12 protein-coding genes are annotated in these 16238 nt (G+C 43.2%); 2 read left to right on the top strand and 10 right to left on the bottom strand.

Annotation, left to right across the window (positions count from 1 at the left end; all coding sequences use genetic code 11):
* Positions 1-82: 82 nt before the first annotated feature.
* Entirely contained in the window at positions 83-1219 is a 1137-nt protein-coding gene (locus NX845_RS04900) for an outer membrane beta-barrel protein (protein WP_065681419.1), read from the top strand.
* A gap of 9 nt (positions 1220-1228) precedes the next feature.
* Positions 1229-1639, top strand: a complete 411-nt coding sequence (locus NX845_RS04895) for a phosphate ABC transporter substrate-binding protein (RefSeq protein WP_065681420.1) — start codon at positions 1229-1231, stop codon at positions 1637-1639.
* A gap of 88 nt (positions 1640-1727) precedes the next feature.
* Here the strand turns inward: NX845_RS04895 and NX845_RS04890 are convergent, their stop codons facing one another.
* From NX845_RS04890 to NX845_RS04845, 10 genes are all read right to left on the bottom strand, one after another.
* Positions 1728-2795: a sulfate ABC transporter permease gene (locus tag NX845_RS04890; protein ID WP_065681421.1), complete on the bottom strand. Its 1068-nt coding sequence runs from the start codon at positions 2793-2795 to the stop codon at positions 1728-1730.
* 1 nt (position 2796) lies between these two features.
* On the bottom strand, positions 2797-3273 hold the full coding sequence (locus tag NX845_RS04885) for a hypothetical protein (protein WP_017080103.1): 477 nt from the start codon (positions 3271-3273) through the stop codon (positions 2797-2799).
* A 9-nt stretch (positions 3274-3282) separates the two neighbouring features.
* Complete coding sequence (locus NX845_RS04880; RefSeq protein WP_065681422.1) at positions 3283-6483, bottom strand: response regulator; 3201 nt, start codon at positions 6481-6483, stop codon at positions 3283-3285.
* A gap of 213 nt (positions 6484-6696) precedes the next feature.
* A complete protein-coding gene (locus NX845_RS04875) occupies positions 6697-7071 on the bottom strand; it encodes a hypothetical protein (protein WP_065681423.1) in 375 nt (124 codons plus the stop codon).
* A gap of 107 nt (positions 7072-7178) precedes the next feature.
* A complete protein-coding gene (locus tag NX845_RS04870; RefSeq protein WP_065607293.1) occupies positions 7179-9317 on the bottom strand; it encodes an ATP-binding cassette domain-containing protein in 2139 nt (712 codons plus the stop codon).
* Positions 9314-10900 carry an ABC transporter transmembrane domain-containing protein gene (locus NX845_RS04865; protein WP_054541148.1) on the bottom strand — a complete coding sequence of 529 codons (1587 nt, stop codon included), beginning with the start codon at positions 10898-10900 and terminating at the stop codon, positions 9314-9316. The genes NX845_RS04870 and NX845_RS04865 overlap by 4 nt, the downstream gene beginning before the upstream one ends.
* On the bottom strand, positions 10890-12314 hold the full coding sequence (locus tag NX845_RS04860) for a TolC family protein (RefSeq protein ID WP_102449448.1): 1425 nt from the start codon (positions 12312-12314) through the stop codon (positions 10890-10892). The genes NX845_RS04865 and NX845_RS04860 overlap by 11 nt, the downstream gene beginning before the upstream one ends.
* The gene (locus tag NX845_RS04855) at positions 12289-14520 is read right to left on the bottom strand and encodes a response regulator (protein WP_065681426.1); all 2232 of its coding nucleotides are present in this window, start codon (positions 14518-14520) and stop codon (positions 12289-12291) included. Before NX845_RS04855 ends, NX845_RS04860 begins: the two co-directional genes overlap by 26 nt.
* Before the next feature lie 3 nt (positions 14521-14523).
* The gene (locus NX845_RS04850; RefSeq protein WP_017092939.1) at positions 14524-15873 is read right to left on the bottom strand and encodes an HlyD family type I secretion periplasmic adaptor subunit; all 1350 of its coding nucleotides are present in this window, start codon (positions 15871-15873) and stop codon (positions 14524-14526) included.
* A gap of 2 nt (positions 15874-15875) precedes the next feature.
* Positions 15876-16238, bottom strand: a complete 363-nt coding sequence (locus tag NX845_RS04845; protein WP_016793662.1) for a hypothetical protein — start codon at positions 16236-16238, stop codon at positions 15876-15878.

The raw sequence follows: 16238 nt of genomic DNA, 5'->3' as shown, positions 1-16238 counted from the left end.
CGGGAGTATGCCCAAAATATGGGCTGATTATACAAAAACAATTATATAAAAAACAAAAATCACATAACAATTGGAGTTAGTTATGAAGAAGACAGTGGTTGCTGCCCTAATAAGTATGGCGTTTGGAGCAAATGCTGCAAACATGGATGATCTTCGAATTAGTGGGTTTGGTTCTGTAGGCATCGGTAAGTCAGACAATGCGATAGGTTATGCGGGTTACACCGACGAAAAATTAGATTGGGAGCAAGAGACATTAGCAGGCTTACAATTTGATTTTCAAGTAAATGAGCGTGCTAAGTTCGTGACGCAAATCGTTGCAAACAGCCGTTATGATTATGAGCCAAAAATTGAAATGGCTTATGCCTCTTATGATTTTGAGGCCTTCACAGCTCGAGCAGGTAAGTTGCGTTTACCTTTGTTTTTCTACTCAGATTACACCGATCTTGGTTATGCATACCCTATGATCAGACCTTCTCAAGAATTGTATGAAAACATTGTTTTGAAGGGCTACACGGGTGCTGATTTATTGATTCCGATTGAACTTGAAGATTCAAGTATTCTTCTTCAGCCAGTGGTTGGTATCGGTACGATTGATGAAGATGATTCAATCGTTGGCGAAGTGAAATTGGACAAACTGTTTGGTATCAGTGCGAACTGGAACGTTGATGATTTTACTTTCCGTGGTTCGTACTTTGTTGCTGAGTCAAACCCTTCTTGTGATTTCCAAAACTCACAAGATCCGTATTGTCAATTGGGTGCAATGCTAGATAGCCAAGATGGTCAGTTTATTTCTCTAGGTGCTCAATATGACAATGGTGCTCTGTTAGTTAATGTCGAAGCTGCGGATGTTCAGTTGGATGGGCAGTTTTATGACTATCAATCGGTTTCTGGCTTGGTTGGTTACCGAATCAATGAATTTACGCCTTACGTTTCTGTTAGCTGGGTTGAAACAACAGACAACGAAGAACGTGAAAACATGACTACGACGGCTATTAAAGAGTCGATGAATTACGAGCGTCTTTCTTATTCAGTTGGTAGCCGTTGGGATTTCGCTAAGAACATGTCTTTAAAAGCAGATGTGACCTATGTCGATTACCGCGACACTAGTGGTGGGTTCCAAAGCAATGTTGAAACACCAGCAAACCCATATATTGCAACGGGTAACTACCTTGAAGACAGCTCTATTGTCTATTCAGCACGTCTTGATTTCGTATTCTAAGGAGGCAACATGAAAAGTTTACTGGCAGCAATAACCGTAGCGGTTCTTTCATTTAACGCTTCTGCTGGAATGGTAGTGATTGGTAACAATGCTGGCGTTGATTCTCTATCTAAATCTGACGTTAAAAAGTTATTCATGGGTAAGAAAAGCAAGCTATCGAATGGTACCAAAGCACAGATCATCGAGCTGGCTGATGGTTCTGAAGGTCGACTAGCTTTCCATGAGGTGGCGACGGGACGCAGCGAATCACAACTTCAATCAGCGTGGTCGCGACTTGTATTTACCGGTAAAGCTGAAGCACCAATCCAGGTTGCAGACTACAACGGAGCAATCACAACGGTTGCTTCAAAAACCAACGCAATTGGTTATGTCGACGAAGCCGCTGTAACAGGTGACGTGAAAGTATTATTTAAATACTAAGCGTTGTTTGCTTACCAACATTAAAAAGCCCAAGGTTATTTAATTACCTTGGGCTTTTATTTCTAATGACGATGATTTTCACGCTTGATTAGAAAACGAAACTCAGCATGATGGTGTAAAGGACGGCATCTTTATCATCAAAACCAGTAAGTGCGTTGAAATCCTCAACAAAGGCACCGTTTGCTTTACGAGCCTCAAAATATTGCACTTCACCATTAATAGACACGTTAGGTAACACATCATAGTCAACGCCAATTAAGTAGCTGTTCCCCTCTAAGTGTTCATTGGAGTCAAATTGTGCGCCATAAACGACGTAAGGCGTGAATGACCCTAAGTGGTAACCAAGACTTGCGTACATGGATGAAGAGAAGTCGCTGATTTGCCCTTCACTGGCAAGTACAGCTTGACCAAATTCGTATTCAGCACCTAACGACCAAAGTTGGATGTGTTGGTTGTCTGCTGTTGGAAGTGAACCGATGTTTTTAATCTTCACGGTTTGGTCAAAATTGGAATCGAGGAATGACAAATTCCAACGATAATCTTCTCCACTCAATTGTAGATTGGCACCAAACATTCGATTTGTTTCAAATTCAAGCTCAGTTGTCGAATTGAAGTCGACTTCATTGTTATCTTTAATACCAAAAAATGGAGAGAGTAGTAGGGTAGCTTCATCGCTTACATCATGAGTCCAGCTCACTTTTATGCCATTGAAAGCTGTGATTCCGAGCACGCTGTTATACACCTCTGTCGGTGGCCTTGCTGTCATATAGGCTTGGCCTACATAGTAGTACTCAGAGGCAAGGAACAGTGGCAGCCTCAATCGTCCAATACTTACATCGAAGTCGTTAAACTCGTATCCGAGGTAAGCCCATTCGAGTTGAGGGTCACTCCAATCATACTGGGGCGGTTTGACAACTTGCACAGAAGCTTTGAATGAGTTGTAGAAGTAGTCTAACTGAACCCCAAATGTGGTATCGCAGTCGTAACAATTTTCATCGGTAAAACCACGATTGATGATTAAAGGGTTATCGTTATCTGAGGTTGCCCAAGAAGTAGAACCGAATCCGCTTAACGAAAAATTATCGGTAAGTTCAATAATCGCAAAAGCCGGAGAGGCAACTGAAGCACACAGTACTGACGTAATTATTCTTTTCATATTATTTCTCCGAACTTATAACGTAGAGAATGTTGGCATTTTGAGGAACCGAAGAGAGTGGGGAGTAACCAATACGGTTTGGTTTGTCATCAAGCCAGTCCACTAAGCTGTCGGTTGACGCCGTTTTGATTTCTCTTGGATAACGCGCTTTTCCTGAAAAAGATAAACCAGCCCAGTGTGCATTCATTTGAGCGGCATTTTTTCCAAGCAAAAGCTGATAAAAGTCCTCTCTTTCGGCACTGTTCTCAGGCCAATCAGACAGTTCAACACGTTTGCCATTGAGGCGTTTAGTTTTCCCTCTATAGAGCTTTCGCGCTTTGTTTATTGATATCTCTTCAAAACCGGAATCTAAAGAAAATATGGCATAATCTTCAGCGGCGTGAGCAGGGCTGAGAAGAAGCAAGCTTCCTAATAGCCCTACCGCGACTGGCAACATGACTCTGCGGGGAAGTGTTTTTATTGTTCTAATCCAATCCATGGGTATCTCCTAACAAGTCGCACTTTCTATTTGATGGAATAGCTTTTCTTTTCTTACGGGCTTCGCTACATATCCATCCATGCCTGAATCAAAGCACTTTTGAATATCATCGTCGATAACACTGGCGGTTAACGCGATGATAGGAGTTTTGCTTAAGCCTAGGTTTTTCTCATGTTCTCTGATCTCTTTGGTCGCAGTGAAGCCGTCCATAACGGGCATCATGCAATCCATTAAAATAATGTCGAAGCTACTGTCGTTTTGGTACATGTCGACGGCGATTTGTCCGTTGTCGGCGATTTCAAACGCGTAGCCGGCCTTTGTTAACATCACAGAAGCGACTTTTTGGTTAACTCGATTGTCTTCGACGAGCAGTATTCTTTCAGATTTACTCGGAACCGTGTTTTGTACTCTTTCTTCTGGCAATGTTCGCTTAGCTGCAGCATTAAGAATCGGCGTTACGGTCGCGGGTTTTTTCGTAGATTTAGTTTTGTAGGCAGCAGGAAGTGGCATCGCTTCAACGGCGGCAAGTACTTTTTCTTTTAGCATTTCAAATTTGAATGGCTTTGGTACATAGTCATCCATACCTACGTCGAAACACTTTTGAATATCATCATCAATCACACTGGCGGTTAAGGCGATGATAGGGATACGGCGCGTGGCGTTGGTCTCTTTTTCAACGCGTCGAATGTTGCTTGTCGCTTCAAAGCCATCCATGACGGGCATCATACAGTCCATCAGTATCACTGCGTAATGAGGGTTTGCGGTGAACATGTCCACAGCTTCTTGACCATTATTAGCGAACTCGAATTCAAAACCACTTTTACCGACATGAAGCCCAGCAATTTTTTGGTTGATCTTGTTGTCTTCGACAATGAGGATTTTGTGTTGGATCTCTAGAGGTTGCTGGCTTGCCTCTGAAAGCTCAGCTAAACCCTGCGTATCACAGAGCTCAATAGCTTTAATCAAACGTAAGCCGAGTAGGGGTTGTGCGACTTGTGCAGTAACGCTGTCGCCAAGATCCGCAGGCTCACTTAAGAAAGAACGTATCAAACAGATAGTGATGCCATTTTGGTGCAGCTTAGCTAAGTTATCTGCGTGGGTATTAGCTAGGAATGCATCATCTTCAGCGAAAACGACAGTAATCGGTTTATTGTGTTTCTGAGTCGCGAGTTGTTCGGTCATCGCGGAAGTGTTATTCGTTCGCTGAGTTACCTTTAAGCCATAAAGGTTAAGGTCGCATTCTATTCGTGTAGAAAGCATGTTCTCGTTACCTAGAACATAAATGTCAGCGGTTGCCGTGCTTGGTTTCGGTAGCATCATGTCAACGGGTAATTCTAAGTCGAAGTAGAAACAGCTGCCTTCCCCCTTGACTGAATCGAGCTGAATCTGGCCACCCATCAGTTCGACCAACTGTGTACTGATGGCGAGGCCAAGACCAGTACCGCCAAATTGACGTGTAGTTGAGTCATCTTCTTGAGCAAAGGGCTCGAATATTTGCTTCTGTTGTTGCTTGTCGATACCAATACCTGTGTCGCGAACGGCAAATCGAATGGTGACATTATCATCAGATTGTTCGAGTGTTTTGATCGACAGTGTTACGCCACCTTCAGCCGTAAACTTCACTGCATTCGACATAAAGTTCATTAGAATCTGTCTTAAGCGGTGATCGTCGATCATTACGCGAGCTGGTGTGTCTGGGCTGATATCAACGTTAACCGATATTTTTTGCTCTTTGGCTTTTGGCGCAACAATAGAGGCTATGTCGTATATCGATTCTCTAATCGACGCCGAGTGCGGGCTGATTAACAGCATGCCAGATTCAATCTTCGAGAAGTCTAAGATATCGTTGATCAAGCTCAGTAGCAGTTGGGATGAAGTTTCAATCGTATCCACATAATCACGCTGTGTGGGTGTGAGTGGGGTATCTGCAAGAATCTCGGAAATACCAATAACGCCATTGAGTGGGGTACGAATTTCATGAGACATATTGGCCAAGAAGCTGCTTTTCGCTTTGCTAGCTTGTATTGCGTGGTCTTTCGCTTCTTCAGCGTCTTCTTGGGCTCGCTCTGCGTCTTCTTTCGCTATCGTAAGCCTCTCTTTTGCAAGTTCTCGCTCGATGGTCAATCGTTCAACTTGCTGCGCAAATAGACTGAGTTCGTCTTTGCCTTGGATTAACTTATCCAAAGAAGGGCGAGTTTCGTCATTTTCGCTTTTTAAGAAAGCTAACACTAAATTCAGGTTGTTAGTGACTTGTCTCGCTAAGCTTAGGGTTAAGCCCATAACAATCGTTGCGAGCAGGGCAACGATTGAAATGAACAGAGTTCGCTGTATTTGTGCGTCATAGATAGCTTGCTCAACTTCTTGTTGGAATTCTTGTTTAATCACGCCGCCAAGGCTTTGTAATAAGTTAAGTCGAGCACTCATCGCCTCTAAGCCGACAGAAACTTCTTTAGGAGTCAGTTGGCTGATTGCGTTTAGGTCGAGTAGCGCGTTTCTAATCTCTTGGCTTTGAGCGAATACATCGTTTCTGAATACTTCAACCATCAGTGACACTTGATGTTCGTTGGCATTCAATGAAACAAAGCGTTCTAAGAACAATTGCTGTCTTTCACTCAAGGTTTCAATCTGTTCTGCAAGTTCTGGATCGTATTCTTGGCTGCTTTGGAATATCTCAATCAGAGAGGTACCCAGCTTAAATTCTTCGTTTGACCAGAACATCAGCCATTCCAGTTGTTGCAATGCGGTGAGGTGTTGTTGAATTTCCCGCTTGGTGTTTTCGAATGGGACTTTTTCTATTTCGAGCAGTAACTGCTTGTATAAGTCGCTCTGCCACTCAAGGGCATCCAATTTATCGTAGCTGTCAGTGGCTTGCATTGTCGACAAGGTTGCTTCGCTGAAGTCGGCAACCAGTTGATTCATTTCATCAGAAGCATCCAAAAAAATGATTGGAGACAGGTTTTTTAATTCAGCTTTTACTTGATTGCTTTGATTTTCAAACTCCTCAGGGCTAGAGGCCAGAGTGCTTCTATAAAGAACCGAGATATCTTGAAGGTACACAGATAACTGATTGGTTCGTTCAAAATCGGTCAACTGAGTCGTTAAAATATAAGCCTGTCTACCTGCAAGGAAGAGTAATAATGAAATGGGAAGTAGAACTAAGCCAAAGAGTTTATGTTTGACTGAAAGGTTATTCCAGACCGTAATCGCCATATAAGGATCCATCCAACTGTTTTTATATAAAAACAGTAGAATAAAAATGCCGATATGGAAACTTTGAAACCGCAAATTTAATAGAAGTGTGGGAGGGGTATAAGTTCTTGTGATTCCAGAGCTTATTTTGATATACGTTATTTTATTAGTAATTTATAGCGTTTGGCAGTTTGTTTAATTTTATGCTTATTGATGAATAACTTAAAAAGCGTACTAATGAGGACGATTGTTATCGAGGCTTAATTCGAAAAGAAGTTGCTTTAAAACCGTTTTTGCAGAGGGTTCTAATGTCCAAATACCGAGCATTCTGTTTAGTGCAGCGCGATACACTCTGTTTTTGAGTAGGAAGGCGAGTGTGCTCGTATCGTTGTTAAAAACGTGTGTTTGTATGATTGTGAGCTCTGGTTTATTTGCGATTTCAATTTTCTGTAGGTTGAAAGCAGGCAGGAATGAACACTCGTACCAAATCTCAATGATCTCTCGAAGTTCGATTTCTTCTTCAGGCACGTCACAGCCCTGAAATATATGATTCTCAGGAATTGCGGATAAGTAAGCAACATCAAGCTTGTCTGCAACGAATGTGTACATTTGTTTCCTTGTTACCTGTGGTATTGGGTCGAATCATCTCTCTCACTTATGATTTTGTCAATTACATCCATGTCGCGAAATGACGAATTGTGAGTAAGCGTTATGATTTAGCTCAAACTGTTTAAGTATTTGTCTGTTAAGCCAAAATATTTCAAGTTTCCATCTGGCTCTAGAACCAAACTCATGTTGGAAGTGGCGATTAAGCCGGGATCGTTAGTCGAAAAAATGACTGTTTTATTCAGCAACTTATCGCTAAACAAACGGTTAAAGTATTGCGCGTTTTCTTGCTCGGCACCGTTGAAGGGCTCATCAATGATTATCAGAGATTGCTCACAGTTGCCCAAGCCAAGGGCCAAACGAAGCTTTTGCTGAATTCCATTTGGAAGACCTTTGCACTTATCGACACTCAATTGAGTCGCTAAGCCTTCTGGTAGCCATTCGTCCAGTTCGAAGAAGCTCACCATCTCTTGCATCTTCTCTGTTGGAATGAGGCCGTTATGCAGAATGAAGTTGGTTTCTAGTGAGCCTTCAAAAATATGCAGGTTAAAAGGGATGTAGTTAATTGAGGTGCGATAACGGTAGCTATTGAACTGCTTGATGTTGTAGCCGTCAACGGATACTGCGCCTTGATAGCGATCCTCTAAGCCAGCAATGATTGAGATGAGTGTTGTTTTCCCACAACCGGTAGGGCCACAAATGACGACTTTTGCACTGGGTGGTATCTTAAAACCAAGGTTGGTTAAGCCGGTCGCCGCACCTGTGTAACGATGACTGACACCACTGCCAACAATACTACCTTGGAACAAGCGAATAGGCGGGCTCTTCTCTAAGGTTAATTTGTCATCATTCATCGACATCAAGTTATTGATCTGTGCGGACGAAGCCTTAATCGACTGGAATTTAGAAATTGAGTTGTAGATACCCATGATCGGACCTAACGCCTTCCAAACCAATATCACTGTCGCGAGCATTGCACCCGCATCAGAAGTCCCTTCCATTACTCCGATTACTGCGGTCACGATACTCGCAGTACCAATCACCTGAATCAAACTGCCGCCAGCGGCCTGAATCTTACTGTTAGTCACGGCAACGTTCTCGGCATCACTGGTGCTTTGCATATGTGAAGCACTGAATCGAGATTGAACGACACGAAGTAAAGGCAGGCCTTGGATAGTTTTGATACCACGAAGGATTTCATTCCATTGATACGAGACCATCGCATTGGCGCGCGAGCTTTTGGATGTGGCTTGCGAGTAGATATAGCGAGAATACACACAGAACACCAACATCAAGATTAAGCCACCCATCACTACAAGCGCTGCCGTACCCGACATCAGGGCAATCGCGATGATAAATACAATCACAAATGGCATATCAAAATAGCTAAGCGTTGATTCTGCGGTCACTAAGCGTCGGAAGGTATCGATATCTTTCAAACGAGCTAACTGGGAAGAGACCCCAGCAGTGGATGTCATCGCATAAGGTAGCCACAGCAGCTTAGATATAACGGCTTGCGAGATGTGCACGGCGAGATCTTTACCGGATGTGGCAATGATGTTGACCCGCATCTTTTTGAAGAAATACTCCGAGAAGCCAACAATAATGGCAAATAAGGTTAACCAATAGAGTGTGGCTTGAGAGCTCGAAGTCAGTGCGAAGTTATACACACTCATAATAAAGAATGGCTGTAACGCGCCCAGTATACTGATGACAAAGCTGAGAATGATCAGGCTTTTAAGTTCATTGTTGTAACGATAGAAAGCGTATTTTATCCAATTGCTTCTGTCTTGCGATTCCGGCGGTGGTTCGCGGAATAGACGAGAATATTCGCTAATCGAAATCAGCAAACAGGGCTTTTTACACATTGGGTATTCAATGGTGTTGTTGTTTGTGTAATCAAACAGGAGTAACTTTCCATCTTTAGTACCTAAGAAAATGGCGCTAAGGTTCTCTATCTCAATAAAGCATGGGTGAGGGTACTGATCGATATTCTCGAGAGTCTTTAGCTTGGTCACATCACAGCGGTATCCAAGACGCTCTATGGTCGCAGTAAAGCTGTCACTGTCTTTTTGTTTGGGAATAAAAGCGTCACTGAGAATAGACGGCGTGCCTTCCCATTCCAGTGCAATTAAGGTGTAAGCTAAGCCACGAATCAGCGGTGACTGACTGTAGCGTTCATCATAACCACTTGCTTCAAAGTCCAACACCCGCTGCGGAACATTGTTGAAATCAACTAGGATGCTCATTGATCACCTCCGGTAAGTTTTACGCGTTTGAGGCGGTGGTTTAGTTTGTCCATCTTATTACTGGCGATGATTAGGATTTTGTCATTGGCACGATAGGCGGTACTGGTCAGCACCACTCGTGCAAATTCCTCATCATAGACACAATCGATATCATCAAATATCAATACACGCTTACTGGCGAGTAGAGCGCGAACCAATAATAAGGCGTAGCCAACTTGGCGAGAGAATGGGTTACGCATATGGCCTTTGAGTTCTGTATAAAACCCTGCAGGAAGCCCATCGATTTGTGCCTTGATGTTCATGGTTTCACACAGTGCAAACGCCGTGTTATTCAAGCTTGGGCGGAAACAGGTTAGGTTATCGATAATCGTCCCTTCTACGAAAGAACTGGTCTTATCAACCATCAGCACGCTGTTGCGCCAAACGTTGTAGTTGACGTCATCCAGAGGCGTGTCATTAATCATGATGTCCAGTTTGTTATCGCTGTTCTGGCGAGTAATACAGTTGGCAAGGTGTGTTTTGCCTGAGCCACTTTTCCCTGTAAGTAAATAGGCTTGCCCAAGTTCGAACTCGATACGCTGTTTTTCAGAATACTTAACCGAAATACGTTCAACCTCTGTTGTCTCATGCTGATGTTCAACCGAAGCCGCCAGATCAAGCAGTTCGGCGATACGTTGTATATGGAGTTTGTTTAACTCCCAACGGCTCGCGGTGCGCATCACTTGTTGGTAAGGCGCAAAATAACGGTTGGTTAGCATGATGATCGCGGCCATGATGCCTTGGCTAGATTCCATATTGATAACGGCCGTTGCCAGTACCACAACAACACAAGCTATAGAGAGCTGTTGGATGAGCGCCAATATTAGGCTGAAGTTCGATTCAATCTGTTCGTATTTGATGTTCTCAACTTCGCGCTCTTCAACCATTTGTGTCATCAGGCTTTCAACGCGGTATTCCATATTTCGAGCTTTGATATCAAGCGGGCTTGAGATGATCTCAATGATTTTGGAGGTGGTTAACCCTTCGATGTCTGACTTATTCTGCAAGCTACCAATCTTTTGTTTGGAAAGGCTCCACGCAAAAATAGCCAAGATGACAGAGGCAATCAGAAGGGTAATGCCAGCCCATATGTTGATGAGTCCTATGATGAGGATAGTGATCACGCTGACGGCAAGGTTGATAAGCGCTCGAACCGACTCTCCACCAAAGAAAGTCTTAAGTTCAGGAATGGTTGAGATTCGTTCTAGGTATTCGCCCGGTTCTAAACGGCGGAATTTAGAGATCTCAGCCAAACAGATGGATTGAAATACCTTGTTGGTTAAGTTGGTCTCAAACTGTCTCATGATGACAGAGGAAATCTTCTCTTCCTGATTTTTTAAGTGATAGTCGAGGAAGATAGAAATCAAGATAATCGCGAACAACAAGAACAGCGTATCTTGGGCTTGGTTGGGTAACACTCGGTCAAAAATGATCAGAATAGAGAAGGGCAGTACCAAGCCAAACAGGGTCGATATTATCGTTGAGAAAGTCAGATAACACTTATCTGCCATATTTATCTTTTGCGAAAATTGCTCAGTTTGCATTACGACCTCCTTTTCTCAATGATTCCGTTGAGAGAAGGTGTTTAGGCACCAATTCTTGATTGTTTCGCCCTTCAATATCACTCATCAATTGCATGATGCTCTCTATCGATTGAATCGAAAGCACGCCTTTAACTTGCTCAAGCTTGATGGTCTCGATGATGTAGTCGTATCGAGCGCTTTCGTAATCTCTTAAGGCGCTGAACAGCTTACTTTCCGCCGCCAGCAAGTCGGTGATGGTACGCGTGCCTAATTGGTAGGCTCTTTGGATCCCTTTATAAGAGGCGTAGTTGGCGCGAATGATGTTTTCGAAACTGCTTATAGACTGCGAGAAATCGTTAATGTTGAGCACTGAGGTATTCACGCTGTTACGTGTGGTATAAAGCGAATCTTGGTAAAGCAGCTCAGTACGTTCGATGGCCGTCGATGATTTTTGATAGCCATAGTAATCAGAACCACCCGACAAGATAGGCACTGCGAGGTTTAAGCCAACACTGGTTGAGTTACTTTCACCTGTGGCTGTAATGTCGGTTTTATCGTAGTTATTGGCGTCATCATGTCGATAGCTGGCTGAAAGCGACACGGTCGGTAAGAAGTTCGAACCGCTCTCTTTTAAGCTTCTGCGGCTTCTCTCTACGTTTTTCTTTGCCACCAACAAGTCGTTATTCAGCTTTAACGCCTGATCCATGATCGTCCGTTGCTCGGTTTCGTTTATCTCTTTTAGCGGTACGCTTTCGTATATGTCTTGCGACGGAGTGATAGGGTATTGAATTTGAATAGAGAGCCCGTTGAGAATGACACGTCGATCTTTTTGCAAGGTTCTTAAACGGTTCGAAACACCTTCTTTCTGAGCAATCACTTCGTACAGCTCACTGGCTGCGGTATTTCCTAACTCCACATTGCGTCGCATTTGATGTTCACGCGTTTCAGACGATTTGAGCTCAACTTTGGTCGCTTTAATTTGGGCGTTGTTTTTCAAATACTCAAAGTATTGAGACCCGATTTCCGAAATAGTGCTTTGGATTTTGTTCTCATGCTTCACTTCTTCGATATTGAAGTCGAGCTTTGCCGTCCCATATTTAAAAATGTCGCCAAGATTGAATATGGATTGCGAAAGAGAAAGGCTGTAGCTGTTTGAGTTATAGCTAGAGGTTTCATCGGGAACGCTCGATAGTAAGGTTTCATTCTCGTTCCATGTCGTATCGGCTGCACCATTGAGTGAAGGCAGAAACTTAGAGCGACTGATCCCTATGTTGTATTCGTTCTCTTCCACACCTTTATCACTGGCGCGAAGGGATAGGCTGTTTTGCAGGCCGAGTTCTACCGCTTCAAGCAGGGTAGTCGCCGATGCCGAAGGTGTCGTGCTTAAAGCAAGCGCAGCCATGATGCTGCTAGTTAAGTTTTTGTACCGCCACATACTTGTTGATCACCTTGATTATTTGGTCACTTTTATAAGGTTTGCTGATCACGTAATCCATTCCGGCTTCGATACAAGCCTGGTGTTCGTTACTGCTGGTCAATGCGGTTGCACCTATGATGGTACAAGGGTTCTTCTCGTTTTCTTGTTCAAACTGGCGAATACGTTTTGTGGCTTCAATACCGCCCATACCCGGCATGATGCAATCCATAAAGATGATGTCAGAACGTTTATTCATGAAGTGTTTCACTGCGTCAGCGCCATCGCCAACCATTTCTGGTTCATATTCTTGCTTGGTAAGGATTCGTTTAAGTAAAATCTGCTGAACTCGGTCATCTTCTACGATTAGGAATGAGCTGTTCTCCATTTGTTCTTCTGATGCTTCCGCTTCCATAATGGTGAGCAAGTTAGGAATAAACTCATAAGGAATCGCAGGGGAGTTGATGATCTTATCGACGAAGCTGTGACACTCTTGCGCATGCTGAGTGTTGGTTACCGATAACAGCAACTTGGTATTTGGGTGGTTCTTAAGTTGAGATTTCACTGTTTTACTCAGTGACGGTAACTTGTTGGGTTCGAAGGTATCGGTGAGCATAATCGCATCGTAATCACCAAAGGTCTTCGCCGCTGAAAATAACTCATTGGCAGTCCGAATTTCGGTGATGTCCAGCCCCAAATTACTGAGCATTTTCTTCATCACATCGATGCGAACTTGAGTGTTGGCGCACAGCAGTAAACGTTTGCCGTCGAAGCGAGTCTTTTCTGTGTGGAAATTCTTCGCCTTGAGATCAAGCTCAATCTGAAAACGTTCCTGCGTACCCGATTGGAACCAGTGACTTTCGTAATACCCGTAATCTTTTAATACGCTTTTTGCTAAGTCGTCTGTGCTTGCGGTGTGGTCCTTGTGACTGCTCCAATGGAGTTTATTGAGCTTGGCTACAGAGACATCTAACGTTGAAAGGAAGTTTAGATTGATGGTAACTCGGGTATTTTCCATGTCTGAAGCCGCCCCAGATTCAATCGTCACAAATAGTTTCTTATTTGATTTGAGTTGAATGGCATTTGAAAGCTGTAGGAACAATATCCAGAACAAGCTGGTGGATTGGCCTTCTACGCGATTGGGTAAGTTGTCGGAAATAAAGCAGTCCAGTTGGCTTTCATTACGTTGTACTTTGGCACTAATATGAATCATTAATTCAGATAGCACGCTCAGCAGAGAAAACTCTTTCGACTTGCTTTCCGTACCCTGTGAAATCAATCGATTATAGTTTTCTGCTAGCTCAGATAGGGTGCTACATGCAGAGGTAATATCCTTCGCCATCAATACGCCATTTTCATCGGTTTCTTGAACCAGATATTGGACACCACCGTTAATGGTGTTGGTGATCCCACGAATCTCATAGCCGATGAGTGCATACAACTGTTTGTAGAGATCGTTATTGCGCTTTTGGTCTTCCAATTTACTGAAGATCAGTTTGAGATGAGAGTAGATCTGACGCTGTTTGGGATTGATGCTCACTTCATTTAGAAGCTCTTCAAGCCTTTGTAAATCTAACTGTTTTAGTTCTTGATACAGTGCATCGAACTCATAGTCGATTTCGCGTTCGTTAGAGCTGGATTTCTTCAGTTTCAACATGGCGACAGCGTTAGATAGAACCGTTATCACAGCCAGTATTACGACCACTATAAACAACCAAACGAAGAACTCGTTTTTCTCAGACATCAAATCGCTCGCATGGTTGTTAAACATGGTGCGGTAGTTGTCATCCATCTGTAGATAGTTGTTGGTCAGTGATAGATATAAATCGAGTACATCGGCACGTGCTTTAGCGCTATCGGTGAAACGGTTAATCGCTAATTCAAGTTGAGTGTATTCAGTAGCGCCAACCAAGCTGAACTCAGTTTTGTTCAAAGAGGCTAAAGATCGAAATTCATCTATTTCACGCTTCAAGTTAACTAGATTGAATTCGTTAGTACCACAAGTGTCGTTACTTAAGCACTGCTGCAGAGTTTGAATATCTTGTTCGATGGTCTGATTAAGCTTCTGAGCTTGTATGAGCAGTGGGGCACTTTGCACTTGCGCGACTGAATCTACTTTTGACCAAGAAAAGTATAAATAGAAAGCGAGCGCAGCCAGTACGATGCTAAACAATATGCTCAGTCGCAGGGCGGGTACAGAAATATTGTACGAAGGTTTTCCGCTCATTGATTACCTCTCATCGAAAGCATCTTCGATGGCAGACATCACTGGCTTCGCTGCGTATTCGATCACGCGACGCGAACCTGTTTTTACATCGGCGGTAAATTCCATATAAGGTGATAATTTGTATTGAGTGCCTCCTCGTTCAAGAAAGTTTCGGTCAATTTCAATCTCTGCTAAATAGAATTCGGCGTCTTCTTCTTCATAAGACGAGCGGCTGATTGAGGCGATGGTTCCCTCAACAAATCCGTATTTTGCAAAGTTATAGGTATCCATTTTCACTTTCACGGCCTGACCAATTTCGACAAATCCCATGTCTTTACGTGGGATCTTCGCTTCACCGTGAAGGGAGTTATTGATCGGTGCAATATCGGCGATACTTTCTCCTGGCGGAATTACAGCAGAACGGAAATTGAAGTGCAGTTTGTCGACCACGCCATCGACTGGTGAGTAGACAACTAGTCGATCAACCTTGTCGGAATGTTGTGGTTGTAAGATACGTTTTAGCTTGAGATCTTTATTCGCTTGAATGATTTGTGCTTGGTACTCGGAGTTTCGATTTTCAACCAAGTCACGGTGTTGTTTTTCCAGTTTGTCGAGCTGAAAACGTTCGTTCATGACCGACTCATCAAGGTTCTCAATCTCACGTACCATATTGGATTCTTGTACTTTCATGTTGAGGACGTCGACATAAGACGCCATCTCTTCTTTATAAAGCGTGTTTTTAATGTTGAGTTGTTTGCGAATGAGCGATAGTTGGTTCTCTGAACTTTTACGACGCTTAAGCATTGACCTAATCAGGGAGTTTTTGTGTTTAATATCGTGGGTAATGAGCTCTTCATTTGAACGGTTTTTAGAGAACTCTTGTCGCCATGTATTCATGTTGACCTGAACTTGTTCTGGAAATTTTTCGATATAAGAAGCGAAGTTGGGTTCTACCATGTCGCGTAAGCTTTCATAACGAATCTTATCGAGCTCTATCTGAATAATCTCAGTATTCACGGTATCGAGTTGTGTGTTGCGGTCTAGTGAGCGAATTCGTGCGATCGGCTGTCCTTCATAAACGACTTCTCCTTTTCGGACTAACATCTCTTCCAATATGCCGCCTTCTAGGTGTTGAACCTTCTCAACGTCAGATTCCAACAACAGTTCACCACGTACAGAAACGACGATGTCGATACGCGCTTGTGATGCCACGGCGATAGCGACTAAAGCGAGTAGGAATATGATGAGCAACGTTTTGTGAACACTGGTCATGGCACTTGCAAGCACAATGGTGTCGTCAGCTGTGACCTTAGAAGCCTCATTATTAGAAACGAGCGCTTTTCTTAAGTGATGTTCTATTTGGTTATTGCTCATGACTACCTCGATGACTTGTCATCTATTACTTCCTTAATGTCCAACAAGTGATTGATTTGTCGATTGACGTTGTGCAATTCAGTTTTTACATCCTCTAAAAGATCTTCTGGTGCAGGGAATTCGTGCTTACTCAAATGTTCCAATTTGGCCATTTTGGGTGGCAAGTCTTGATCGCACAGTAAAGTTAAGATGGTCTTTAATCTCTTTGAGTAGTTGTTGAGTTCATCAAAACGGTCACTTTTATGGAGCGTCTCTATGTTGATCGCTGCGTCTGAAAAGTCCTTATAAAAATCGCCTAGTAGCAATTGAAGCCCTTTGTGGTTGTTGTCGATTGAACGCAGCAAACTCGTCATGTCTATCATCAT

This window comes from Vibrio sp. NC2, from assembly GCF_025195005.1.
In the GTDB taxonomy this organism is placed as follows: Bacteria; Pseudomonadota; Gammaproteobacteria; order Enterobacterales; family Vibrionaceae; genus Vibrio; species Vibrio splendidus.
The sequence above is the reverse complement of the archived record's forward strand: the minus strand, read 5'-3'. Positions and strand labels throughout refer to the sequence as shown.